General features: G+C 61.0%; 23 protein-coding genes and 1 other RNA gene. 18 read left to right on the top strand and 6 right to left on the bottom strand.

Translation table 11 applies throughout. From position 1 onward, the window contains the following. Window positions 1-6: 6 nt before the first annotated feature. Window positions 7-1,101 (top strand): cell division protein ZapE, encoded by a 1,095-nt coding sequence (zapE, locus tag HX851_RS40710; RefSeq protein WP_177061472.1) that lies wholly within the window; start codon window positions 7-9, stop codon window positions 1,099-1,101. A 96-nt stretch (window positions 1,102-1,197) separates the two neighbouring features. On the opposite strand, the gene HX851_RS40705 is transcribed toward zapE, so the two are convergent. Continuing rightward, a complete protein-coding gene (locus tag HX851_RS40705; protein ID WP_177061480.1) occupies window positions 1,198-2,118 on the bottom strand; it encodes a GlxA family transcriptional regulator in 921 nt (306 codons plus the stop codon). Between the two features lie 238 nt (window positions 2,119-2,356). On the opposite strand from HX851_RS40705, the gene HX851_RS40700 reads away from it, so the two are divergent. Then, window positions 2,357-3,493: an acyl-CoA dehydrogenase family protein gene (locus HX851_RS40700; protein WP_177061474.1), complete on the top strand. Its 1,137-nt coding sequence runs from the start codon at window positions 2,357-2,359 to the stop codon at window positions 3,491-3,493. A 144-nt stretch (window positions 3,494-3,637) separates the two neighbouring features. On the opposite strand, the gene HX851_RS40695 is transcribed toward HX851_RS40700, so the two are convergent. After that, window positions 3,638-4,678 carry an NADP(H)-dependent aldo-keto reductase gene (locus tag HX851_RS40695; RefSeq protein WP_177061476.1) on the bottom strand — a complete coding sequence of 347 codons (1,041 nt, stop codon included), beginning with the start codon at window positions 4,676-4,678 and terminating at the stop codon, window positions 3,638-3,640. A gap of 245 nt (window positions 4,679-4,923) precedes the next feature. Between HX851_RS40695 and rplM the strand changes: the two genes are divergently transcribed. From rplM to HX851_RS40660, 7 genes are all read left to right on the top strand, one after another. Then, complete coding sequence (rplM, locus tag HX851_RS40690) at window positions 4,924-5,352, top strand: 50S ribosomal protein L13 (RefSeq protein ID WP_017123588.1); 429 nt, start codon at window positions 4,924-4,926, stop codon at window positions 5,350-5,352. Window positions 5,353-5,366: 14 nt separating this feature from the next. Next, window positions 5,367-5,759 (top strand): 30S ribosomal protein S9, encoded by a 393-nt coding sequence (gene rpsI, locus HX851_RS40685; RefSeq protein ID WP_103494515.1) that lies wholly within the window; start codon window positions 5,367-5,369, stop codon window positions 5,757-5,759. 254 nt (window positions 5,760-6,013) lie between these two features. Next, entirely contained in the window at window positions 6,014-6,610 is a 597-nt protein-coding gene (gene petA, locus HX851_RS40680; RefSeq protein ID WP_177062365.1) for a ubiquinol-cytochrome c reductase iron-sulfur subunit, read from the top strand. Then, complete coding sequence (locus HX851_RS40675; RefSeq protein ID WP_017123591.1) at window positions 6,607-7,818, top strand: cytochrome b; 1,212 nt, start codon at window positions 6,607-6,609, stop codon at window positions 7,816-7,818. The genes petA and HX851_RS40675 overlap by 4 nt, the downstream gene beginning before the upstream one ends. Beyond that, window positions 7,818-8,600, top strand: coding sequence for a cytochrome c1 (locus HX851_RS40670; protein WP_177062363.1), 783 nt, complete (start codon window positions 7,818-7,820; stop codon window positions 8,598-8,600). Before HX851_RS40675 ends, HX851_RS40670 begins: the two co-directional genes overlap by 1 nt. Before the next feature lie 184 nt (window positions 8,601-8,784). Beyond that, window positions 8,785-9,402 (top strand): glutathione S-transferase N-terminal domain-containing protein, encoded by a 618-nt coding sequence (locus HX851_RS40665; RefSeq protein WP_017123593.1) that lies wholly within the window; start codon window positions 8,785-8,787, stop codon window positions 9,400-9,402. 11 nt (window positions 9,403-9,413) lie between these two features. Next, window positions 9,414-9,827, top strand: coding sequence for a ClpXP protease specificity-enhancing factor (locus HX851_RS40660; RefSeq protein ID WP_177065116.1), 414 nt, complete (start codon window positions 9,414-9,416; stop codon window positions 9,825-9,827). Window positions 9,828-9,896: 69 nt separating this feature from the next. Here HX851_RS40660 and HX851_RS40655 read toward each other — a convergent pair whose 3' ends face one another. From HX851_RS40655 to HX851_RS40640, 4 genes are all read right to left on the bottom strand, one after another. Further along, a complete protein-coding gene (locus tag HX851_RS40655; protein ID WP_177062361.1) occupies window positions 9,897-10,475 on the bottom strand; it encodes a BON domain-containing protein in 579 nt (192 codons plus the stop codon). Then, the gene (locus tag HX851_RS40650; protein ID WP_017123596.1) at window positions 10,472-11,065 is read right to left on the bottom strand and encodes a phosphoheptose isomerase; all 594 of its coding nucleotides are present in this window, start codon (window positions 11,063-11,065) and stop codon (window positions 10,472-10,474) included. The genes HX851_RS40655 and HX851_RS40650 overlap by 4 nt, the downstream gene beginning before the upstream one ends. Before the next feature lie 136 nt (window positions 11,066-11,201). Further along, window positions 11,202-11,573 (bottom strand): YraN family protein, encoded by a 372-nt coding sequence (locus tag HX851_RS40645; RefSeq protein WP_177062358.1) that lies wholly within the window; start codon window positions 11,571-11,573, stop codon window positions 11,202-11,204. Continuing rightward, window positions 11,573-13,384, bottom strand: coding sequence for a penicillin-binding protein activator (locus HX851_RS40640; protein WP_177065118.1), 1,812 nt, complete (start codon window positions 13,382-13,384; stop codon window positions 11,573-11,575). The genes HX851_RS40645 and HX851_RS40640 overlap by 1 nt, the downstream gene beginning before the upstream one ends. Window positions 13,385-13,633: 249 nt before the next feature. Between HX851_RS40640 and rsmI the strand changes: the two genes are divergently transcribed. From rsmI to mraY, 9 genes are all read left to right on the top strand, one after another. Continuing rightward, on the top strand, window positions 13,634-14,476 hold the full coding sequence (gene rsmI / locus HX851_RS40635; protein WP_177062356.1) for a 16S rRNA (cytidine(1402)-2'-O)-methyltransferase: 843 nt from the start codon (window positions 13,634-13,636) through the stop codon (window positions 14,474-14,476). 144 nt (window positions 14,477-14,620) lie between these two features. Next, window positions 14,621-14,974, top strand: an RNA gene (gene rnpB / locus HX851_RS40630) — RNase P RNA component class A. Window positions 14,975-15,284: 310 nt separating this feature from the next. Then, window positions 15,285-15,740: a division/cell wall cluster transcriptional repressor MraZ gene (gene mraZ, locus HX851_RS40625; protein WP_026013246.1), complete on the top strand. Its 456-nt coding sequence runs from the start codon at window positions 15,285-15,287 to the stop codon at window positions 15,738-15,740. Next, window positions 15,737-16,684 carry a 16S rRNA (cytosine(1402)-N(4))-methyltransferase RsmH gene (rsmH, locus tag HX851_RS40620; RefSeq protein ID WP_438362403.1) on the top strand — a complete coding sequence of 316 codons (948 nt, stop codon included), beginning with the start codon at window positions 15,737-15,739 and terminating at the stop codon, window positions 16,682-16,684. Before mraZ ends, rsmH begins: the two co-directional genes overlap by 4 nt. Beyond that, window positions 16,681-16,974, top strand: a complete 294-nt coding sequence (ftsL, locus tag HX851_RS40615) for a cell division protein FtsL (RefSeq protein ID WP_017123603.1) — start codon at window positions 16,681-16,683, stop codon at window positions 16,972-16,974. The genes rsmH and ftsL overlap by 4 nt, the downstream gene beginning before the upstream one ends. Beyond that, window positions 16,974-18,710 (top strand): peptidoglycan D,D-transpeptidase FtsI family protein, encoded by a 1,737-nt coding sequence (locus HX851_RS40610; protein ID WP_177062371.1) that lies wholly within the window; start codon window positions 16,974-16,976, stop codon window positions 18,708-18,710. The genes ftsL and HX851_RS40610 overlap by 1 nt, the downstream gene beginning before the upstream one ends. Next, window positions 18,710-20,173, top strand: coding sequence for a UDP-N-acetylmuramoyl-L-alanyl-D-glutamate--2,6-diaminopimelate ligase (locus tag HX851_RS40605; RefSeq protein WP_177062355.1), 1,464 nt, complete (start codon window positions 18,710-18,712; stop codon window positions 20,171-20,173). The genes HX851_RS40610 and HX851_RS40605 overlap by 1 nt, the downstream gene beginning before the upstream one ends. Next, window positions 20,166-21,548, top strand: coding sequence for a UDP-N-acetylmuramoyl-tripeptide--D-alanyl-D-alanine ligase (locus HX851_RS40600; RefSeq protein ID WP_177062354.1), 1,383 nt, complete (start codon window positions 20,166-20,168; stop codon window positions 21,546-21,548). Before HX851_RS40605 ends, HX851_RS40600 begins: the two co-directional genes overlap by 8 nt. After that, complete coding sequence (gene mraY / locus HX851_RS40595) at window positions 21,548-22,630, top strand: phospho-N-acetylmuramoyl-pentapeptide-transferase (protein ID WP_017123606.1); 1,083 nt, start codon at window positions 21,548-21,550, stop codon at window positions 22,628-22,630. The genes HX851_RS40600 and mraY overlap by 1 nt, the downstream gene beginning before the upstream one ends. Window positions 22,631-22,634: the final 4 nt, after the last annotated feature.

The raw sequence follows: 22,634 nt of genomic DNA, 5'->3' as shown, positions 1-22,634 counted from the left end.
GAAATTATGACGCCCCTAGAACGATATCAAGCTGATCTGAAACGCCCCGAGTTCTTTCACGACGCGGCCCAGGAAACGGCAGTGCGCCATTTGCAGCGCCTGTATGACGATCTGGTCGCGGCTTCGCAGAACAAGCCGGGCCTGCTCGGCAAACTGTTCGGCAAGAAAGACCAGGCTCCGGTCAAGGGCCTGTATTTCTGGGGTGGCGTTGGCCGTGGCAAGACCTACCTGGTCGACACCTTCTTCGAAGCGTTGCCGTTCAAGGAAAAGACTCGCACGCACTTCCACCGCTTCATGAAGCGGGTGCACGAGGAAATGAAAACCCTGCACGGTGAGAAAAATCCGTTGGTGCTCATCGCCAAGCGCTTTGCCGCCGAGACTCGGGTGATCTGTTTCGATGAATTCTTCGTCTCCGACATCACCGATGCGATGATTCTCGGCACCTTGATGGAAGAGTTGTTCAAGAACGGCGTGACCCTGGTGGCAACCTCGAACATCGTGCCGGACGGCCTGTACAAGGATGGCCTGCAGCGCGCGCGTTTCCTCCCGGCGATTGCGCTGATCAAGCAGAACACCGAGATCGTCAACGTCGACAGTGGCGTCGACTATCGCCTGCGTCATCTGGAGCAGGCCGAACTGTTCCACTTCCCGCTCAACGAAGCCGCTCACGAGAGCCTGCGTAAAAGCTTCCGTGCCTTGACGCCGGAGTGCACCCAGGCGGTCGAGAACGATGTGCTGATGATCGAGAATCGCGAGATCCGGGCGATCCGTACCTGTGACGATGTGGCCTGGTTCGACTTCCGCGAACTGTGCGACGGCCCGCGCAGCCAGAACGACTACATCGAACTGGGCAAGATCTTTCATGCCGTGTTGCTCAGCGGTGTCGAGCAGATGAGTGTGACCACCGATGATATCGCCCGACGCTTTATCAACATGGTCGACGAATTCTACGACCGCAACGTCAAGCTGATCATTTCGGCGGAAGTCGAGCTCAAGGACCTGTACACCGGTGGTCGCCTGAATTTCGAGTTCCAGCGCACCCTGAGCCGCCTGCTGGAAATGCAATCCCACGAGTTCCTCTCGCGGGCGCACAAGCCGTAAGGTCGTGTTCGTGGCGCCTGCAGGCGCCACGCTCCACCAGCTTTCCCATTCCCGAAGAAACCTACGACGCTGCTGCCATTCAGCCAGCGCCGGGCGTCAGGCCGCCTGCTGGAACTGTTGTCGATACTGGTTCGGCGACAGCTCGGTGTGCTGGCGGAACAGCCGGGCAAAGAAGCTGGCATCGTCGTAGCCGACTTCATAGCTGATGGTCTTGATGCTCTTGCGCGTACCGGACAGCAGGCCCTTGGCGGTCTCGATGCGCAAGCGCTGCAGGTAGTGCAGTGGCTTGTCACCGGTGGCGGTCTGGAAGCGGCGCATGAAGTTGCGGATGCTCATGCCGTGTTCGCGCGCCACGTCCTCGAAACGGAACTTGTCGGCGAAATGTTCCTCCAGCCATTGCTGGATCTGCAGGATGATCACGTCCTGGTGCAGCTTCTGGCCGCCGAAACCGATGCGTCCCGGCGCGTAGCTGCGCTGCACTTCATAAAGGATGTCGCGGGCCACGGCCTGGGCGACGTTGGCCCCGCAAAAGCGTTCGATCAGGTAGATATAGAGATCGCAGGCCGAGGTGGTACCGCCGGCGCAGTACAGGTTGTCGGCGTCGGTCAGGTGCTTGTCCTGGTTCAGTTGGACGTTGGGGAAACGTTCGCTGAAGGCATTGAAGAAGCGCCAGTAGGTAGTGGCCTCCTTGCCGTCGAGCAGGCCGGCTTCAGCGAGCCAGAAGACGCCGGTCGCTTCGCCGCAGAGCACCGCACCGCGGGCGTGCTGTTCGCGCAGCCAGGGCAGGACCTGCGGATAGCGCTGGCAGAGTGTGTCGAAGTCGTCCCAGAAGGCCGGGAGGACGATCACATCGGCATTTTCCAGGCCGCCGTCCACGGGCAGGATGACGTCGCTGAAGCTGCGCACGGAGTTGCCGTCGGGGCTGACCAGGCGCGTCTCGAAGACCGGGGTGAGGCCCTGGCCGAGCTGCTTGCCGTAGCGCAGGCTGGCGAGGTGGAAAAAGTCCTTGGCCTGCATGAGGGTCGATGCGAATACCCGGTCGATAGCCAGGATGCTGACGCGCCGCAAGGGCGTCGAGAGTGGATTAGCCATAATTCCATTGTTCTTATTAGTGGAAAGTTCTTATAGGGGAAAGTGGTCAACAGACGGCTGGATCGTCTTATTTTTTGTCGTATGTGTCCAGTGGTTCCAGGTAAAACACTGGCATAGGCTCAGTGGGCCAATCCCGGCTTCAGCGTGTTTGCAAGGTGCCCGCATGATTCCCAGAACTCTGTTCAGTTCCGAGCACGAGCTTTTTCGCAGCAGCGTGCGCAAGTTTCTCGAGCAGGAGGCGGTGCCTTTCCATGCTCAATGGGAGAAACGCGGCTACATCGACCGTGAGCTGTGGAACAAGGCGGGGGAGGCGGGGATGCTCTGCTCCCACCTGCCGGAAGCCTACGGTGGCATGGCCGCGGACTTTCTCTACAGCGCGGTGGTGATCGAGGAGATCAGCCGCCTGGGTTTGAGCGGGATCGGTTTCTCGCTGCACTCGGATATTGTCGCGCCCTACATCCTGCATTACGGCAGTGAAGCGCTGAAGCTCAAGTACCTGCCGCGACTGGTCAGCGGCGAGATGGTCACGGCCATCGCGATGACCGAGCCGGGTGCCGGTTCCGACCTGCAGGGGGTGAAGACCACGGCGGTGCTGGATGGCGACGAATACGTCCTCAATGGTTCGAAGACCTTTATTACCAACGGCTTTCTCGCCGACCTGGTGATCGTGGTCGCCAAGACCGATCCGAAGGCAGGGGCCAAGGGCACCAGTCTGTTTCTGGTGGAGGCCGATACACCGGGCTTCGCCAAGGGCAAGCGCCTGGAGAAGGTCGGGATGAAGGCTCAGGACACCTCGGAGCTGTTCTTCCAGGATGTCCGGGTGCCGAAGGAGAACCTGCTGGGCCAGGCCGGCATGGGCTTCGCCTACCTGATGCAGGAGTTGCCCCAGGAGCGCCTGACAGTGGCCGTGGGTGGCCTGGCGTCGGCCGAGGCGGCGTTGCAGTGGACGCTGGAATACACCCGTGAGCGCAAGGCCTTCGGCAAGTCGATCGCGGACTTCCAGAACACCCGCTTCAAGCTGGCGGAAATGGCCACCGAGATCCAGATCGGCCGGGTCTTCGTCGACCGCTGCCTGGAGCTGCATCTGCAAGGCAAGCTCGATGTGCCGACGGCGGCCATGGCCAAGTACTGGGGCACGGACCTGCAATGCAAGGTGCTCGACGAGTGCGTGCAGTTGCATGGCGGTTACGGCTTCATGTGGGAATACCCGGTGGCCCGGGCCTGGGCGGATGCGCGGGTGCAGCGGATCTACGCGGGGACCAATGAGATCATGAAGGAGATCATTGCCCGTTCGCTGTGACAGGTGGAGGGCGCAATCCCTGTAGGAGCGAGCTTGCTCGCGAAGAGGTCCTTGAGAGCGATAGGCACTTCGGGGGCAAGCCCCCTCCCACAGTCATCTGGCATCGGTGGGAGGGGGCCTGCCCCGAGCGGCACGGGCGGTCGCTTACGGCGCGGGGTTCGGATGATCCTTGTGGATCGCCTCGATCCCGGCCAGCACTTCATCAGACAATTTCAACTCGGCGCTGGCGATGTTGCTGTCCAGCTGTTCGAGGGTGGTTGCGCCGATGATATTGCTGGTCACGAACGGCTGCTGGGTCACGAACGCCAACGCCATCTGCGCCGGATCCAGGCCGTGTTCACGGGCCAGGGCAACGTAGCGGCTGCACGCGGCTTCCGACTGCGGGTTGAAGTAGCGGCTGAAGCGACTGTACAGGCTCAGGCGAGCATTGTCCGGACGCGCGCCGCCTTCGTATTTACCCGACAGGAAGCCGAACGCCATCGGCGAATAGGCCAGCAGGCCGCACTGTTCGCGCAGGGCGACTTCCGCCAGGCCCACTTCGAAGCTGCGGTTGAGCAGGTTGTAGGGGTTCTGGATCGACACCGCCCGCGGCCAGCCGCGACGTTCGGCTTCCAGCAGGAACTTCATGGTGCCCCATGGCGTTTCGTTGGACAGGCCGATATGGCGGATCTTGCCGGCCTTGACCTGCTCGTCCAGCACTTCGAGGATTTCCTCGATCGGCGTGAAGTCCTCGTCGGCCTTGTGCTTGTAGCCCAGTTGCCCGAAGAAGTTGGTGCTGCGCTCCGGCCAGTGCAACTGGTAGAGGTCGATCCAGTCGGTCTGCAGGCGCTTGAGACTGGCGTCGAGGGCTTCAACGATATGCTGGCGGTTGTGCTTGAGGTTGCCGTCGCGAATGTAGCCGATGCCGTTGCCCGGTCCGGCGATCTTGCTCGCCAGGATCCAGTCGGCACGATCACCGCGCTGCTTGAACCAGTTGCCGATCATGCGTTCGGTACTGGCGTAGGTTTCGGCCTTGGGCGGCACCGGGTACATCTCCGCGGTGTCCATGAAGTTGATGCCGGCGGCCTTGGCGCGCTCGATCTGGGCAAAGGCTTGATCCTGGGTGTTCTGCTCGCCCCAGGTCATGGTCCCCAGGCAAATTGCGCTCACGTTCAGATCGGTCCGGCCTAGCTGACGGTATTCCATTGGCTGCTCCTGTGGGAAAACGATCATAAAAGCAGGTTGAAATTTTTTTCGCAATCTGCATAATTACGCACCTCTTTATGCAGTGGAAGTGATGCGCCGCCGCCAAAGAATCTTGCCGTTGAACGGACGCGCCGACCCGAGCCCCCGAAAGCGTCTGTATCCGGCTGCCTTTGACCTTGTCAAAGTACGCACTATTCAGTAAGATCCGCCGTCTTATTTACAGGCGGCCCCTGAGGCTATAAAGAATGAAAACTTTTACTGCTAAACCGGAAACAGTTAAGCGCGACTGGTTTATCGTCGACGCTGCTGGTCAGACCCTGGGTCGTCTGGCCACCGAAATCGCGAGCCGCCTGCGTGGCAAGCACAAAGCCGAATACACTCCGCACGTTGACACCGGTGACTACATCGTTGTTATCAATGCCGAGCAAGTTCGTGTTACCGGTGCCAAAACCACCGATAAAATGTACTACTCCCACTCCGGTTTCCCGGGCGGCATCAAGTCGATCAACTTCGAAAAGCTGATCGCCAAGGCGCCAGAGCGCGTGATCGAGACCGCGGTCAAAGGCATGCTGCCTAAGAACCCGCTGGGTCGCGACATGTACCGTAAGCTGAAAGTCTATGCGGGCGCTGTGCACCCTCATACCGCTCAGCAGCCTCAAGAACTGAAGATTTAACGGAGTAGTTCAATATGTCGGCGACTCAAAATTACGGTACTGGCCGTCGCAAGACCGCAACTGCGCGCGTCTTCCTGCGTCCGGGTACTGGTAACATCTCCATCAACAACCGCACCCTGGACACGTTCTTCGGTCGCGAAACTGCCCGCATGGTAGTTCGCCAGCCGCTGGAACTGACCGAGACCACCGAGAAATTCGACATCTACGTCACTGTCATCGGTGGTGGTGTGAGTGGCCAGGCTGGCGCAATCCGCCACGGTATCACTCGTGCCCTGATGGACTACGACGAGACTCTGCGCGGTGCTCTGCGTAAAGCCGGCTTCGTAACCCGCGATGCCCGTGAAGTTGAACGTAAGAAAGTCGGTCTGCGTAAAGCGCGTAAGCGTCCGCAGTACTCGAAGCGTTAATTCGCTTTCGGCTTCAGAAAAAGCCCGGTTCCCTTGTGGAGCCGGGCTTTTTTTATGGGCGAAATATTTGCTGTGACAACTTGCCACATCCGTAGACCCCCTATACTACAAGGCTTGGGGCAGTGTGGGTCCGGTAATTACCTTGTCAGAGGTGGGGCTTTTCATTACCATTCGGCAAAATTTTTATAAGTACAAAGTTTTTACTTAGTAGACGCCTGATTTAACAGGCCACAAAGCTGATGGGAGAGGACTGAATGAGCAATGACGGCGTGAATGCAGGCCGACGTCGCTTCCTCGTAGCAGCCACGTCCGTGGTAGGGGCTGCAGGAGCGGTGGGGGCTGCGGTCCCGTTCGTGGGGTCATGGTTTCCCAGTGCCAAGGCGAAAGCCGCAGGCGCACCGGTGAAAGTGAATGTCAGCAAGATCGAGCCAGGACAGCAGATGATTGCTGAATGGCGTGGCCAGCCGGTATTCATCGTTCGCCGAACCCCGGAAATCATGGGTAATCTGAAGAAGATCGAAGATCAACTTTCCGATCCCCAGTCCAAGAACTCGACACAACCAACCTACGTTGACCCGGAGACGCGTTCGATCAAGCCGGAAATTCTCCTGCTGATCGGTATCTGTACGCACCTGGGTTGCTCACCGACATTCCGTCCGGAAGTGGCACCTGCCGATCTGGGGCCCAAGTGGGTAGGTGGCTATTTCTGCCCTTGCCACGGCTCCCACTACGATCTGGCGGGGCGCGTCTACAAGTCCCAGCCCGCGCCTTTGAACCTGCCGGTTCCGCCGCATTCCTATGAGACCGAAGAGCTTATCGTCATCGGCGTCGACAAGGAGAACGCGCAATGAGCAAGTTCATGGATTGGGTGGATGCGCGCTTCCCCGCGACCAAGATGTGGGAAGACCATCTCAGCAAGTATTACGCGCCAAAAAACTTCAACTTCTTCTACTTCTTCGGCTCCCTGGCACTCCTGGTGCTGGTCAACCAGATCGTTACCGGTGTCTGGCTGACCATGAGCTACACCCCTTCGGCGGAAGAGGCATTCGCCTCCGTCGAATACATCATGCGTGACGTCGAGTACGGCTCGATCCTGCGCCTGCTGCACTCCACCGGCGCTTCGGCGTTCTTTATCGTGGTCTACCTGCACATGTTCCGTGGCCTGCTCTACGGTTCGTACCAGAAGCCGCGCGAGCTGGTGTGGCTGTTCGGCATGCTGATCTACCTGGCGCTGATGGCCGAGGCCTTCATGGGCTACCTGCTGCCGTGGGGCCAGATGTCCTACTGGGGCGCGCAGGTGATCATCTCGCTGTTCGGTGCGATCCCGGTCATCGGCAACGACCTGACCCAGTGGATCCGTGGTGACTACCTGATTTCCGGGATCACCCTGAACCGCTTCTTCGCCCTGCACGTGGTGGCCCTGCCGATCGTGATCCTCGGCCTGGTGGTGCTGCACGTACTGGCGCTGCACGAAGTCGGTTCGAACAACCCGGACGGCGTCGACATCAAGAAGCACAAGGACGAGAACGGCGTACCGCTGGACGGCATCGCCTTCCATCCGTACTACACCGTGAAGGATATCGTCGGCGTGGTGGTGTTCCTGTTCATCTTCTGTTCCATCGTGTTCTTCTTCCCGGAAATGGGGGGGTATTTCCTCGAAAAACCGAACTTCGAACAGGCCAACGCCTTCAAGACGCCGGAGCACATTGCCCCTGTCTGGTACTTCACGCCGTTCTACGCGATCCTGCGAGCGATTCCCGACAAACTCATGGGCGTGATCGCCATGGGGGCCGCGATTGCCGTGTTGTTCGTCCTGCCATGGCTCGATCGCAGTCCGGTCAAGTCCATGCGCTACAAGGGCTGGATGAGCAAGATCTGGCTGGTGGTGTTCTGTATTTCGTTCGTGATCCTGGGCGTGCTGGGCGTTCTGGCGCCGACCCCCGAGCGTACGTTGCTGTCGCAGGTCTGTACCTTCCTGTACTTCGCCTACTTCATTCTGATGCCGTTCTATACCCGGCTCGAGAAGACCAAACCGGTTCCGGAAAGGGTGACTGGCTGATGAAAAAACTATTTGCTGTTTTGTTGCTTGCGGCGCTGCCGGTACTGTCTTTTGCCGCCGAACATGGTGGTCCGGAACTGGAAAAAGTCGATATCGACGTTTCCGACAAGGCTGCCATGCAGGATGGTGCGCGGACCTTCGCCAACTATTGCATGGGTTGCCATAGTGCCAAGTTCCAGCGCTATGAGCGTGTGGCCGATGACCTGGGGATTCCCCATGACCTGATGCTCAAGAACCTGGTGTTCACCGGCGCCAAGATCGGCGACCACATGAACATCGGCATGCAGCCGGCGGATGCCAAGGCCTGGTTCGGTGCGGCTCCCCCCGACCTGACCCTGGTGGCGCGGGTGCGGGGTACCGACTGGCTCTACGGCTACCTGCGCTCGTTCTACGAAGATCCGGCACGCCCGTGGGGTGTGAACAACAAGGTCTTCCCGAATGTCGGCATGCCGAACGTGCTGGTGGGCCTGCAAGGTCGCCAGGTCGTCGGTTGCAAGCAGGTCCAGATCGTCGAGGACGGCAAGAAGCAGTATGATCCGTTGACCGGTACGCCATTGACCCATGAGGCGTGCGACCAACTGACCATCGTGCCGAAAAGTGGCAGCCTGACCGACGAGCAGTTCGATGAGAAGGTCAAGAACCTGGTGACCTTCCTGGCCTACTCGGCCAACCCGGTGAAGCTGGAGCATCAGCGCATCGGTACCTACGTCTTGCTGTACCTGGCCTTCTTCTTCGTGTTCGCTTATCTGCTCAAGCGCGAATACTGGAAGGATGTGCACTGATAACGTTGTAATATAGCTGTCAATCGTGCGCGCCCAAGGGTGCCTCTGAAGATGTAGCAAGTGGGACAAGCAGGATGCGGCCGGCAACGGTTGCATTCACTGCCGGTTCTGCCGCTACGGGAGGCTTCCCTTGGGCGCGCGCGTTTTCCGTTTCCGATAATTTCAACAAGCGAGGAGGACCGCCATGGGCGTGACCAACCGGTTGGCCTGTTACTCCGACCCCGCCGACCACTATTCCCATCGAGTGCGCATCGTGCTGGCGGAGAAGGGTGTCAGCGCCGAGATCATCAGTGTCGAGGCGGGTCGTCAGCCGCCGAAGCTGATCGAAGTGAACCCTTACGGCAGCCTGCCAACCCTGGTCGATCGTGACCTGGCGTTGTGGGAGTCGACGGTGGTGATGGAATATCTGGATGAGCGCTACCCGCATCCGCCGTTGCTGCCGGTTTATCCTGTAGCGCGGGCCAATAGCCGCCTGCTGATGCACCGCATCCAGCGCGACTGGTGCGGGCTGGTGGATCTGATCCTGGATTCGCGGACCAAGGAGCCGGCGCGCGTGCAGGCTCGCAAGGAATTGCGCGAGAGCCTCACCGGCGTTTCGCCGCTATTCGCCGACAAGCCATTCTTCCTCAGTGAGGAGCAAAGTCTGGTGGATTGTTGTCTATTACCGATACTCTGGCGTCTACCGATTCTGGGTATTGAATTGCCGCGGCCGGCCAAGCCGTTGCTCGATTATATGGAGCGCCAGTTTGCGCGTGAGGCTTTCCAGGCGAGTCTGTCTGGTGTCGAACGCGATATGCGCTAAGGAGCAGTTTAATGAATTCCAGTCGTCCTTATTTGGTTCGTGCCCTGTACGAATGGATAGTGGATAACGATTGCACCCCGCACATACTGGTCAACTCCGAGTACCCCTCGGTCCAGGTGCCGCAGGGTTTCGCCAGTGACGGCCAGATCGTGTTGAATGTCTCGCCGAGTGCCGTGCGTCACTTGCATATGGATAACGAAGCGATCAGTTTCGAAGGGCGTTTTGGCGGTGTGCCGCATACGCTGTACGTGCCCATTGGTGCCATTCTCGGGATCTACGCCCGGGAGAATGGCCAGGGCATGGTGTTCGACCTCGAGTCGCCCCTGGAGGACGATGAAGAAGTCGAGCCGGATGATGACGGTCCGCCGTCGGGGTCGGAGCCGCCGCGTCCCAGCGGTCGGCCGAGCCTGAAGGTAGTGAAGTAACAAGCAGTAGCAAAGTAATAAAAAAGGCGCCTCATCCGAGGCGCCTTTTTTGCGTCCGGAGGTGTCGGGTCAGTCGATGTACTCGAAGAGCTTGACGATCTTCTGCACGCCACCAACGCCCTGCACCAGGTTGGTGGCGCGCGTCGCTTCCTGTTGGGTGACCAGGCCCAGCAGGTAGACGATGCCGTTCTCGGTCACCACCTTGATGCGTGAGCCGGGGATGGTGTTGTCGGTCAGCATCTGTGTCTTGATCTTGCTGGTCAGCCAGGTGTCGCTGCTGCGGGCGGCGAACGAAGAGGGCTGGAGGACCTGCAGTTCGTTGTTCACTTTCTTCACGCGTTGAACCGCGGCGGCGGCTTGCTCGGCCTTGGCCTTGAGTTCTTCGCTGGGGGTCTGGCCGGCCAGCAGGACGATGCCGTTGAAGCTGGTCACGACGATATGAGAAGACACTTCCAGGGCCGGATCGGCCTTGGCCACGTTGACCTCGACCTTGGTCTGGATCAGCGAATCGTCGATCTTGCTACCGAAGGTGCGGGTTCCCCGATCGTCATTGATCGGCTCGTCGCGGGTTGCGGTCAGTACCGAGCTGCAACCACTGAGGCCCAGGCACAGGGTCAAGGCCAGCAGGCTAAGGCGATTAACGGTCATTCTTCACTCCCGAACAGTTGGCTGTCGATCAGATCGCACAGGCAGTGGATCGCCAGCAGGTGGACTTCCTGGATACGTGCGGTGACGTTGGCGGGGACGCGGATTTCCACGTCCTCGGGCAGCAGCAGCGAAGCCATGCCGCCACCGTCACGTCCCGTCAAGGCTACGACAACCATTTCGCGATCATGTGCGGCCTGGATTGCCTGAATAATGTTGGCGGAGTTGCCGCTGGTGGAAATCGCCAGCAGCACGTCGCCGGGTTGACCGAGCGCGCGGATCTGCTTGGAGAAGACTTCGTTGTAGCTGTAGTCGTTGGCGATCGAGGTGATGGTCGAGCTGTCGGTGGTCAGGGCGATGGCCGGCAGGCTCGGTCGCTCGCGCTCGAAGCGGTTGAGCAGTTCCGAGGAAAAGTGCTGGGCATCACCCGCCGAGCCGCCATTGCCACAGGAAAGCATTTTGCCTTCGTTGAGCAGGGCGTTGACCATGATCTGGCTGGCTTGCTCGATGTGAGGTGCAAGAACGTCCATCGCCTGTTGCTTGGTGTCGATACTGGCCTGGAAAAGCTGGCGAATTCGGGATTGCATGTCCATCTATGTGACCTTAAGTAGGGCGGCTGGTCGAGCGCTGTCCGGGTTTTCCCGGAGGCTGCCCGGCACAAGAATGTGCAGCCCGCAAAGCAAAGAGCAAAATCAGTGAATGAAAAGTAACCGGCTCGACAACCGGGAGTCAGCTGTCGAAGGCATTCCGTAGCCAGTTCAGCTGGGGTGCTGCTTCCAGGTCGCCCTCTATGGCGATCACATCGAAACGGCAGGGGCGACTGGCCCAGCGTGACTCGCGTTGCAGGAAATACTGCGCCGCGAATATTAACTTCTTGCGCTTGCGGGCATCGATGCTGCCCACGGCGCCACCCCATTGGGTGTTTTTTCTATAACGAACTTCGACGAATACTACTGTATCGCCGTCGAGCATGACCAGATCAAGCTCGCCGCGTTTGCATAACCAGTTCTGCGCCAGCAGGCGCAGCCCTTGCTGTTCGAGATGCCGGAGCGCGAGGCTCTCGGCATCCTTGCCGCTTTTCAGGTGCAGGCCATCCGGCATCAGCGCGGAGTGTCCGGCAGGCGCTGGACCTGGCCGCTGACGAACTGGGCCCATGGCAACTGGCGCTCGACCCGTTGTCCCTGATCCATGCTCAGGCTGCCGGAGAGGCCTTCGATGCGGCTGTCCGGCAGGGCCTTGAGTTGACCCAGGCGCGGGGCCAGGCGATAAGCATCGACACCCATGGCGTACAGGCGTCCCAGGCTGCCGCCGGCTTGCGGCCATTGGGCGGTGACCTGTTTGCGCAGTGGGTCGTTGGCATCCAGCAGCCATGGGGTTTCGCAGAAGCGAATACCGTTCATGTCGTTGTACTGGTTGATATCGCCCGTGGCGCTGAACAGGTGGGAAGTGGCATACACCGGCACATCACCGGCGTACTGGAAGTTCAGTGTCGGTTTGATCTGCTGGGCTTGCTGCGGTGTCGCGGCCAGGAAGATGAACTCGATGTCCTGACGGCGCGAAGGCTGGGCGGCTACCTGGCCGCCTACCGTGCTTTGCAGGCTCTTGGCGCGGCCCTCGCTCTGGCGCAACTGGAACAGGTCGGCAATCTGTTGGGCCAGGGCAACCGGCTGATCGACGTGCTCGACGCCGACCACGGTGCCGCCGTTGGCTTCCCAATCCTGGCGGAAGGCTTTCAGTACGCGATCGCCCCATTCGCCCTTCGGCACCATGGCCGCGGCGCGGTGCAGGCCGTCGGCACGGGCGCGACGGGAGACTTCGCGGGCTTCGTCTTCGGCAGCCAGGCCGAACTGGAACAGTTGCGGCGGGTTCTGCGTGCTTTCGCTGTAGTTCAGCGCCAGGGTGGTGATCGGCAGTTGCGGGCGGGCACTGAGTTGTTTGACCAGCGGTTTTTCCAATGGCCCGATCACCAGTTGCACGCCGGCGGCCTGGGCCTTGCGATAGAAATCATCCAGGGAGCCCAGGCGCGAGCTGTCGTAGAACTCGATGGCTGGCGGCTTCTGCCCGGCCTGCTGGGCCTGGTAGTGGGCGGCCATGAAGCCTTCACGCAGGGCCTTGCCGACGGAAGCCAGCGGGCCGTCGTTCGGCAGCAGCAGGGCGATCTTGTTCAGTGGCTGGCTGGCCAGTTCCTTGAGCTTGACCAGTGGCTGCGGCAGTTGCAGGGCGGCCGGGTGTTTCGGGTTCTGCGCGCGCCAGGTATCGATGGCGGCCTGCTGTTGTTCCAGGGTGCCGGAAGTCTTGACCGCCAGGGCCAGGCTGAGCCAGCCGCTGAGGTCATCGCTGCCGGTCGGCTGCAGTTGATCGGTCGGCAGTGCCGCGATCAATGCCCAGATCGCTTCGTGGTTGGCACGGGCGGCGTCACCGCTGAGCAATGGCGCGATGAAGATACGCTCGCGAGCGGCGGCCAGGGTCTGACCATCGGCCTCGAAGGCGCGGGCGCGAACGGTCTGGGTGCGGATCTGTTGGTCCACCGGCAGTTCGCCAAGGCGTTCCAGGCTCGGGTGGCTCAAGGCGGCGAGGGCGGCCTTGGGCTGGTTACGGGTCATCGCCAGTTCGGCGGCCAGGGTGCTGGCAAAGACCTGCTGGGCCGGCTTGAGCTGGTCCAGCGGCACCTGGGCAAGGATCTGCGAGGCGCGACCGGTGTCTTTCTGGCGGTAGGCCAGGTCGGCAGCGGTCAGTCGCAGCAATGCGGCCTTGTCTGGTGTTTTGCTGGCGGAGGCTTGTTCGAGCAGTTGCTCGATGCTGGCATCCGGGGTCCGTGGAAGTTCGCCAAGGCTGGAGGAGGGCGAGCTGGCGCATGCCGCCAACAAGGCAGCAAGGCAGAGGGCAGAGAACAGCCGCAGGCAAGCGATCATGTAAGTGTTCCTGATACTCGATCAAATTAGCGTGGAATTGTACCCAAGCACTGGCCGGGGCGCGATGTTGCTGGCGTGAAACCGTCAAATTAGGTCGTACAAAGCGTGTCCGGGACTGCAAATTCCCCGGTCGGAAGAGCCGGGCCTGCAGCTGTGGAGCATATCGGCAGGGCCTCTACGCGCTACAATGGGTTTTTCGTTCTTCTTGAGGTGTGCGCTTTGACTGCTCCAGGTGCTTTGAATTCCGCGATGGGCTCGCTTTATGTGGTGGCGACACCCATCGGTAACCTGGATGACATCAGTGCGCGTGCCATGAAAGTGCTGCGCGATGTGTCGCTGATCGCGGCGGAAGATACCCGGCACTCGCTGCGGCTCTTGCAGCACTTCGGTATTTCGACGCCGCTGGCTGCCTGCCATGAGCACAACGAACGTGATGAGGGTAGCCGCTTTATCGCCAAGCTGTTGGCCGGCGAGGATGTGGCATTGATCTCCGACGCCGGTACGCCGCTGATTTCCGATCCCGGCTACCACCTGGTGCGCCAGGCCCGTGCCGCGGGAGTCAAGGTGGTGCCGGTGCCCGGTGCCTGTGCGTTGATCGCGGCGCTGTCGGCGGCGGGGCTGCCGTCCGACCGGTTTATCTTCGAGGGGTTCCTGCCGGCCAAGGCGGTCGGTCGCCGCTCGCGCCTGGAGCTGTTGAAGGAAGAACCACGGACCCTGATCTTCTATGAGGCGCCGCACCGGATCCTTGAATGCCTGGAGGACATGGAACTGGTGTTCGGGCCGGAGCGTCCGGCGTTGCTGGGGCGTGAACTGACCAAGACCTTCGAGACGCTCAAGGGCTTGCCGTTGGGTGAGTTGCGCGGTTTTGTCGAGGCCGACAGCAATCAGCAGCGTGGTGAATGCGTGGTGCTGGTCGCCGGCTGGACGGCGCCTGAAAGTGACGATGCGGTCGGTGCCGAGGCCATGCGGATCCTCGACCTGCTGCTCAAGGAGATGCCACTCAAGCGTGCTGCGGCCCTGGCGGCGGAAATCACCGGTGTGCGCAAGAATGTGCTGTATCAGGTCGCGCTTGAGAAACAGAAAAACGACTGATTTATTTTGATGTGGGTCTAGTCTCTTGCAGATGTCGGATTTTTCCCTGATGGCACAACCGGAGGCTGTGTGGCCGGGCTTGTCGGGACAGTGGCGGCTTTAAAGCTTGTCCTTCGTGTCATGTGCCGGTAACCTGCGCGGCGGAGAGTCGATTGGACAGTCGCTGCCCTCTATGAAAATTAGGGGGGGGAGGAAAGTCCGGGCTCCATAGGGCGGAGTGCCAGGTAATGCCTGGGAGGCGTGAGCCTACGGAAAGTGCCACAGAAAATAACCGCCTAAGCACTTCGGTGCCGGTAAGGGTGAAAAGGTGCGGTAAGAGCGCACCGCACGTCTGGCAACAGTTCGTGGCTAGGTAAACCCCACTCGGAGCAAGACCAAATAGGGTTCCTAGGCGTGGCCCGCGCTGGAACCGGGTAGGTTGCTAAAGATGTCCAGTGATGGCCATCGTAGAGGAATGACTGTCCTCGACAGAACCCGGCTTACAGATCGACTCTCCACCTCTTTCCTTCCCTGCTCGCAATCGCTGGCAGAAGCGCATTTGTAATACCGAAAAAATCTTACTCTTAACAAATCACTTTAACTTCAGATCTCAAATTTTTGAGTCGCATGAAGTTTGTCTGGCAAAACCCTCTCCGAATTGCCCCAAAGTCTCCTTTTATGCTCCTAAATCTCCGTTCTGTAAGGCTTTTCCTTAGGACCGCGCCTTGACGGTGTGGTGGGCGCATTCCTATAGTGTGCACAAGTGGCGGAAAGTGGCATGAAGTGGGTTTTTTGAGCGTAAAACGCTAATATTTGGAGAAACGCATCTGTGTTTCGCGGAGCTAACGCTATCAGTCTCGACGCAAAGGGCCGTCTCGCCATGCCGAGCCGGTACCGTGACGAGCTCGATTCGCGTAGTTCCGGACAATTGATCGTCACCATTGATGCGGTAGATCCCTGCTTGTGCGTGTACCCGCTCGACGAGTGGGAACTGATTGAAACCAAGTTGCGTGCGTTGCCGTCGCTGCGGGAAGAGAACCGCCGTCTGCAACGTTTGCTGATTGGTAATGCCGTCGACCTCGAACTCGACGGCAGCGGCCGTTTCCTGGTGCCACCGCGCCTGCGCGAGTACGCGAAGCTGGACAAGCGCGCGATGCTGGTGGGTCAACTGAACAAGTTTCAACTGTGGGACGAGGACGCCTGGAATGCTGTATCTGCAGCTGACCTGGCAGCCATTCAACAACCGGGCGCGATGCCTGATGAACTGCGTGATCTGATCCTGTGACTATTGATAGCGGCTTTAACCACATCACCGTACTGCTTGACGAAGCCGTCGAGGCTCTCGCCGTACGCCCTGATGGCTGCTATCTGGATGGCACCTTCGGTCGAGGCGGGCATAGCCGCCTGATTCTCAGCAAGCTCGGGCCCGATGGCCGACTTCTCGGTTTCGACAAGGATCCACAGGCGATTGCCACCGGGCAAGCGCTAGCGGCCGAAGACGGCCGCTTTGTCGTTGTGCAGCGCAGCTTTGCCGAGCTGGGTTCGGCGATCGTCGAACGCGATATGGCCGGCAAGGTCAACGGTATCCTGCTCGACCTCGGCGTGTCCTCGCCGCAACTGGATGATCCGGAACGCGGCTTCAGTTTCATGAACGACGGCCCGCTGGACATGCGCATGGATCCGTCGCGCGGGATCAGTGCCGCCGAGTTCATCGCCACGGCTCCGGCGGAGGAAATCGCACGCGTCTTCAAGGAGTATGGCGAAGAGCGCTTCTCCGGCCGCATGGCCCGGGCCGTGGTCGAGCGTCGTGAAATCAAGCCTTTCGAGCGTACCGCCGATCTGGCCGAAGTGCTCAAGATCGCCAACCCGGCCTGGGAAAAGGGCAAGAACCCGGCGACCCGGGCTTTCCAGGGCCTGCGCATCCACGTCAACAACGAATTGGGCGATCTTGAAACCGGCCTCGAAGCGGCGCTCGACGCCCTGGAAATCGGTGGGCGCCTGGTGGTGATCAGCTTCCACTCGCTTGAAGACCGCATCGTCAAACTGTTCATGCGGCGCCTGGTCAAGGGCGAGGGCGACAACCTTCCGCGCAATCTGCCGGTACGCCATCAGGCATTCGAGCCGCGTATCAAGGTGCACGGCAAGGCGCAGTTCGCCTCCGAAGCCGAGCTCAAGGCCAACCCGCGTGCGCGCAGCGCCGTCATGCGGGTCGCGGAGAAGTTGCGGTGAGCAAGCTCTACGCCAAGCCACTCCCGGGCGGGAGCTTTTTCATGTTCCTGCTGTTTATCGCCGTGCTGGTGTCCGCCATCGGCGTAGCGTACAGCGCGCACTGGAATCGTCAGTTGCTCAACTCGCTGTATGGCGAGCTGAGCGTGCGTGACAAGGCCCAGGCCGAATGGGGCCGCCTGATCCTCGAACAGAGTACCTGGACGGCCCACAGCCGGATCGAGACCCTGGCCACCGAACAACTGAAGATGCGCATCCCCAGCCCGTCCGAAGTCAGGATGGTGGCGCCATGATGAAACTCGAGGGCGCACTCTATCCGTGGCGCTTCCGCGTGGTCCTCGGCGCGCTGGCGATCATGGTCGGCTATATCAGCTGGAAGATCGTCGACCTGCAGGTCATCGACCGGGCGTTCCTGATCGGCCAGGGCGATGCGCGCAGCATGCGGCATATCCCGATTCCGGCGCACCGCGGCCTGATCACCGACCGTAATGGCGAGCCCCTGGCCGTGAGTACGCCGGTGACCACGTTGTGGGCCAATGCCAAGGAAATGCAACTGGCCAAGGACCGCTGGCCGGCGCTGGCGATGGCGCTCGGGCAGGATCCGAAGCTGCTGACCGAACGCCTGGAACAACAGGCGAACAAGGAATTCATCTACCTGGTCCGGGGCCTGACCCCGGAGCAGGGCCAGGCCGTCCTCGACCTCAAGGTTCCCGGTGTCTATGGCATCGAGGAGTTCCGGCGGTTTTACCCGGCCGGTGAAGTGGCGGCCCATATGGTCGGCTTTACCGACATCGACGACCACGGTCGCGAAGGGGTGGAGCTGGCCTACGACGAATGGCTGGCCGGGGTGCCCGGCAAGCGACAGGTGATCAAGGACCGGCGCGGCCGGTTGATCAAGGATGTCCAGGTAACCAAGAACGCCAAGGCCGGCAAGCCCTTGGCGTTGTCGATTGACCTGCGCCTGCAATACCTGGCCAACCGCGAACTGCGCAACGCCCTGGTGGAAAACGGCGCCAAGGCCGGCAGCCTGGTGATCATGGACGTGAAGACCGGTGAGATCCTCGCCATGGTCAACCAGCCGACCTACAACCCTAACAACCGTCGCAACCTGCAGCCGGCGATGATGCGCAACCGCGCGATGATCGACGTGTTCGAGCCGGGTTCGACCATGAAGCCCATCTCCATGAGTGCCGCCCTGGAAACCGGGCGCTGGAAGCCCACCGACACGGTCGAGGTCTATCCGGGCACCCTGCAGCTGGGCAAATACACCATTCGTGACGTGTCCAAGACCGAAGGCCCGGTCCTCGACCTGACCGGCATCCTGATCAACTCCAGTAACGTGGGGATGAGCAAGGTCGCCTTCGATATCGGTGGCGAGGCTATTTTCCGCGTGATGCAGAAAGTCGGCCTGGGTCAGGACACCGGCCTCGGCTTCCCCGGCGAGCGTGTCGGCAACCTGCCGAACTACCGTGAGTGGCGCAAGGCCGAGACGGCGACCCTGTCCTACGGCTACGGCCTGTCGGTGACCGCCATCCAGCTGGTGCACGCGTTCTCGGCCCTGGCCAACAACGGCAAGATCGTGCCGCTGACCCTGATCAAGACCGACAAGATGCCCGAGGGTACCCAGGTCATCCCGGAAAATGTCGCCAAGACCATGCAAGGCATGCTGCAACAGGTGATCGAGGCGCCGCGTGGTGTCTGGCGCGCCAAAGTCCCGGCCTATCATGTCGCCGGCAAGTCCGGTACCGCTCGCAAGACTTCGGTCGGCACCAAGGGCTATGCCGAGAACTCCTACCGCTCGCTGTTTGCCGGTTTCGGCCCGATGAGCGATCCGCGCTACGCCATCGTGGTGGTGATCGACGAACCGAGCAAGGCCGGTTACTTCGGTGGCCTGGTATCGGCTCCGGTCTTCAGCAAAGTGATGTCCGGCACGCTGCGGCTGATGAACGTCAGCCCGGATGACCTGTCGAGCATTCCTCAGCAGCAAGCCATTGCCGCACCCGTACCTGTCAAAGGAGGGCGTGGTTAATGTCCTTGAGCCTGAACAAGATCTTTCCTCACGCCGGCCGCGATCTGCTGATTCGCGAGTTGGCGCTCGACAGCCGTAAAGTGCGTGCCGGTGACCTGTTCCTGGCGGTGCCGGGCGGCAAGGTCGATGGCCGCAGCCATATCGCCGATGCCTTGCAGCGTGGCGCGGCGGCGGTGGCCTATGAAGTGGAAGGCGCCACCGTCCTGCCGATCACTGATATCCCGTTGATCCCGGTCAAGGGCCTGGCGGCACAGTTGTCGGATATCGCCGGGCGTTTCTATGGCGACCCTAGCCGTCAGTTGAACCTGCTGGGCGTCACCGGGACCAACGGCAAGACCAGTGTCACCCAACTGGTTGCCCAGGCCCTGGACCTGCTCGGCCAGCACTGCGGGATCGTCGGTACCCTGGGTACCGGTTTCCATGGTGCCCTGCACAGCGGGTTGCACACCACGCCGGACCCGATTGCCGTACAGGCGACCCTGGCTGACCTGAAGAAAGCCGGTGCCAAGGCGATCGCCATGGAAGTGTCCTCCCACGGCCTGCATCAGGGGCGTGTCAGCGCACTGGCGTTCGACGTGGCGGTGCTGACCAACCTGTCTCGCGATCACCTCGATTACCACGGCACCATGGAAGCCTATGGTGCCGAGAAGGCCAAGCTGTTCAGCTGGACCGACCTGAGCTGCCGGGTGATCAACCTCGATGATGATTTTGGTCGTCGGTTGGCGGCACATGAGCATGAGTCCCGGTTGATCACCTATAGCCTGGAAGACAGCAGCGCCTACCTGTATTGCCGCGACGCGCAGTTTGGCGACGAAGGCGTGCGTGCCACGCTGGTCACCCCGCAAGGCGAGCATCATCTGCGCAGCGCACTGCTCGGTCGTTTCAACCTGAGCAACGTGCTGGCGGCAGTGGGCGCATTGCTGGGACTGGATTACGCGCTGGATGAAATTCTCCGGGTGCTGCCACAGCTCGAAGGCCCGGCCGGTCGCATGCAGCGCCTGGGCGGCGGCGCCCGTCCCCTGGTGGTGGTGGATTACGCCCACACCCCGGATGCCCTGGAAAAAGTCCTGCTGGCCCTGCGCCCGCATGCCAAGGGGCAGTTGCGCTGCCTGTTCGGCTGTGGCGGCGACCGTGATCGCGGCAAGCGCCCGCTGATGGCGGAAGTGGTCGAGCGCCTGGCCGATAGCGTACTGGTAACCGACGACAACCCCCGGACCGAAGATGCCCTGCGGATTTTCGACGATATCCGTGCCGGTTTTGTCGCTGCCGATGCCGTGCGCTTCGTGGCCGGTCGCGGCCTGGCCATTGCCGAGCTGATCGCCGCGGCCAAGGCCGACGACGTGATCGTCCTGGCCGGCAAGGGCCATGAGGATTACCAGGAAATCAATGGCGAACGCCATGCCTTCTCCGACCTGGTAGAGGCATCGAAGGCACTGGATGCCTGGGAGGCCGCGCATGCTTGAAGCGATGAAGTTGAGTAACGTCGCCAATGATCTGTCGGGCCGTCTGGTCTCGGCCGATGCGAGTTTCTCCGGGGTAAGCATCGACAGCCGGGCGATCCAGCCGGGCCAGCTGTTTGTCGCCCTGACCGGCCCGCGTTTCGACGGGCACGATTACCTGAACGATGTCGCGGCCAAGGGCGCTGTCGCGGCACTGGTCGAGCGGGAAGTGCCGGGTAGCGGGCTGCCGCAGTTGCTGGTGCGTGATACCCGCCTGGCGCTGGGTCAGTTGGGCGCCTTGAACCGTGCCCGGTTTACCCGGCCGGTGGCGGCGATCACCGGATCCAGCGGCAAGACCACGGTCAAGGAGCTTCTCGCGAGCATCCTGCGTACCCGTGGGCTGGTGCTGGCGACCAGGGGCAACCTGAACAACGAACTGGGTGTGCCGTTGACCCTGCTCGAACTGGCGCCGGAACACAGTGCGGCGGTGATCGAACTGGGTGCTTCGCGCATTGGCGAAATCGCCTACACCGTCGCCATGACCAAGCCCCATGTGGCCATCTTGAACAATGCGGGAACCGCCCATGTCGGTGAGTTCGGCGGTCCCGACAAGATCGTCGAGGCCAAGGGCGAGATCATCGAAGGGTTGCAGGCTGATGGCGTGGCCGTGCTCAATCTGGACGACAAGGCCTTTGCCATCTGGAAAGCCCGAGCCGGTGCGCGCAAGGTGCTGAGTTTTGCCCTGGGCAACAGCGCCGCCGATTTCCACGGCAGTGATATTTCCCGCGATGCGCGTGGCTGTCCGCAGTTCGTACTGCACGGTCCCGACGGCGCGGCCCCAGTACAACTGAACCTGTTGGGCAGCCATAACGTTGCCAATGCCCTGGCCGCCGCCGCGGCTGCCCATGCGCTGGGGATTTCCCTGCCGGGCATCGTCGCCGGGCTGGAAGCTGTCCAGCCGGTCAAGGGCCGGGCGGTCGCGCAACTGGCCAGCAATGGCCTGCGGGTCATCGATGACACTTACAACGCGAACCCCACCTCAATGTGTGCGGCCGTTGATATACTCGCCGGCTTTTCCGGCCGCACCGTTCTGGTGCTCGGAGATATCGGCGAGTTGGGCGAGTGGGCGGAGCAGGGACATCATGAAGTAGGGGCTTACGCTTCAGGCAAGGTTTCAGCGCTTTACGCGGTGGGACCGATGATGGTCCACGCCGTCAACGCATTCGGCCAGCACGCTCGTCATTTCGCCAGCCAGGCCGATCTGATCGAGGCGCTTGGCGCCGAGCAAGACACCAATACCACCATTTTGATCAAGGGTTCGCGCAGCGCGGCGATGGAAAACATCGTCGCGGCTTTGTGCGGACCTGTGCCTCATGTGCATAAGGGAGAGACGCATTAATGCTGCTGCTGCTAGCGGAGTATCTGCAACAGTTCTACAAAGGCTTCGCGGTCTTTCAGTACCTGACCCTGCGCGGGATTCTCGGGGTGCTGACCGCGTTGTCTCTGTCGCTGTTTCTCGGCCCATGGATGATTCGTACCCTCCAGAGCCTGCAGATCGGTCAGTCGGTTCGCAACGACGGCCCGCAATCGCACCTTTCCAAGTCCGGCACGCCGACCATGGGTGGCGCGCTGATCCTGTCGTCCATCGGTATCAGCACCCTGCTGTGGGCCGATCTGCATAACCGCTATGTCTGGGTGGTGCTGCTGGTCACCCTGCTGTTCGGGGCCGTCGGCTGGGTCGACGATTACCGCAAGGTAATCGAAAAGAACTCCCGTGGCTTGCCCAGTCGCTGGAAGTATTTCTGGCAGTCGGTGTTCGGTCTGGGCGCGGCGATTTTCCTGTTCATGACCGCCCAGACCCCGGTGGAAACCACCCTGATCGTGCCCATGCTCAAGGATGTGAGCATCCCGCTGGGCGTGGGCTTCGTGATCCTGACCTATTTCGTGATCGTCGGTTCGAGCAACGCGGTCAACCTCACCGATGGCCTCGATGGCCTGGCGATCATGCCGACAGTGATGGTCGGCGGCGCGCTGGGGATCTTCTGCTACCTGTCGGGTAACGTGAAGTTCGCCGAATACCTGCTGATTCCCTATGTGCCGGGCGCGGGCGAACTGATCGTGTTCTGTGGCGCGCTGATCGGTGCCGGCCTGGGCTTCCTCTGGTTCAACACCTATCCGGCCCAGGTCTTCATGGGTGACGTTGGCGCACTGGCGCTGGGCGCTGCCCTGGGCACCATCGCGGTGATCGTCCGGCAGGAAATCGTCCTGTTCATCATGGGCGGCGTGTTCGTGATGGAAACCCTGTCGGTGGTGATCCAGGTGGCCTCTTTCAAGCTGACCGGTCGCCGCGTATTCCGTATGGCACCGATTCACCACCACTTTGAACTCAAGGGCTGGCCCGAGCCGCGCGTGATCGTCCGTTTCTGGATCATCACCGTGATTCTCGTGTTGATCGGCCTTGCCACCCTGAAGCTGAGGTAGAACA

This window comes from Pseudomonas gingeri, from assembly GCF_013385635.1.
Lineage (GTDB): Bacteria > Pseudomonadota > Gammaproteobacteria > Pseudomonadales > Pseudomonadaceae > Aquipseudomonas > Aquipseudomonas gingeri_A.
Note: the sequence above shows the minus strand (reverse complement) of the source record. Positions and strands in the feature narration are given on the sequence as shown.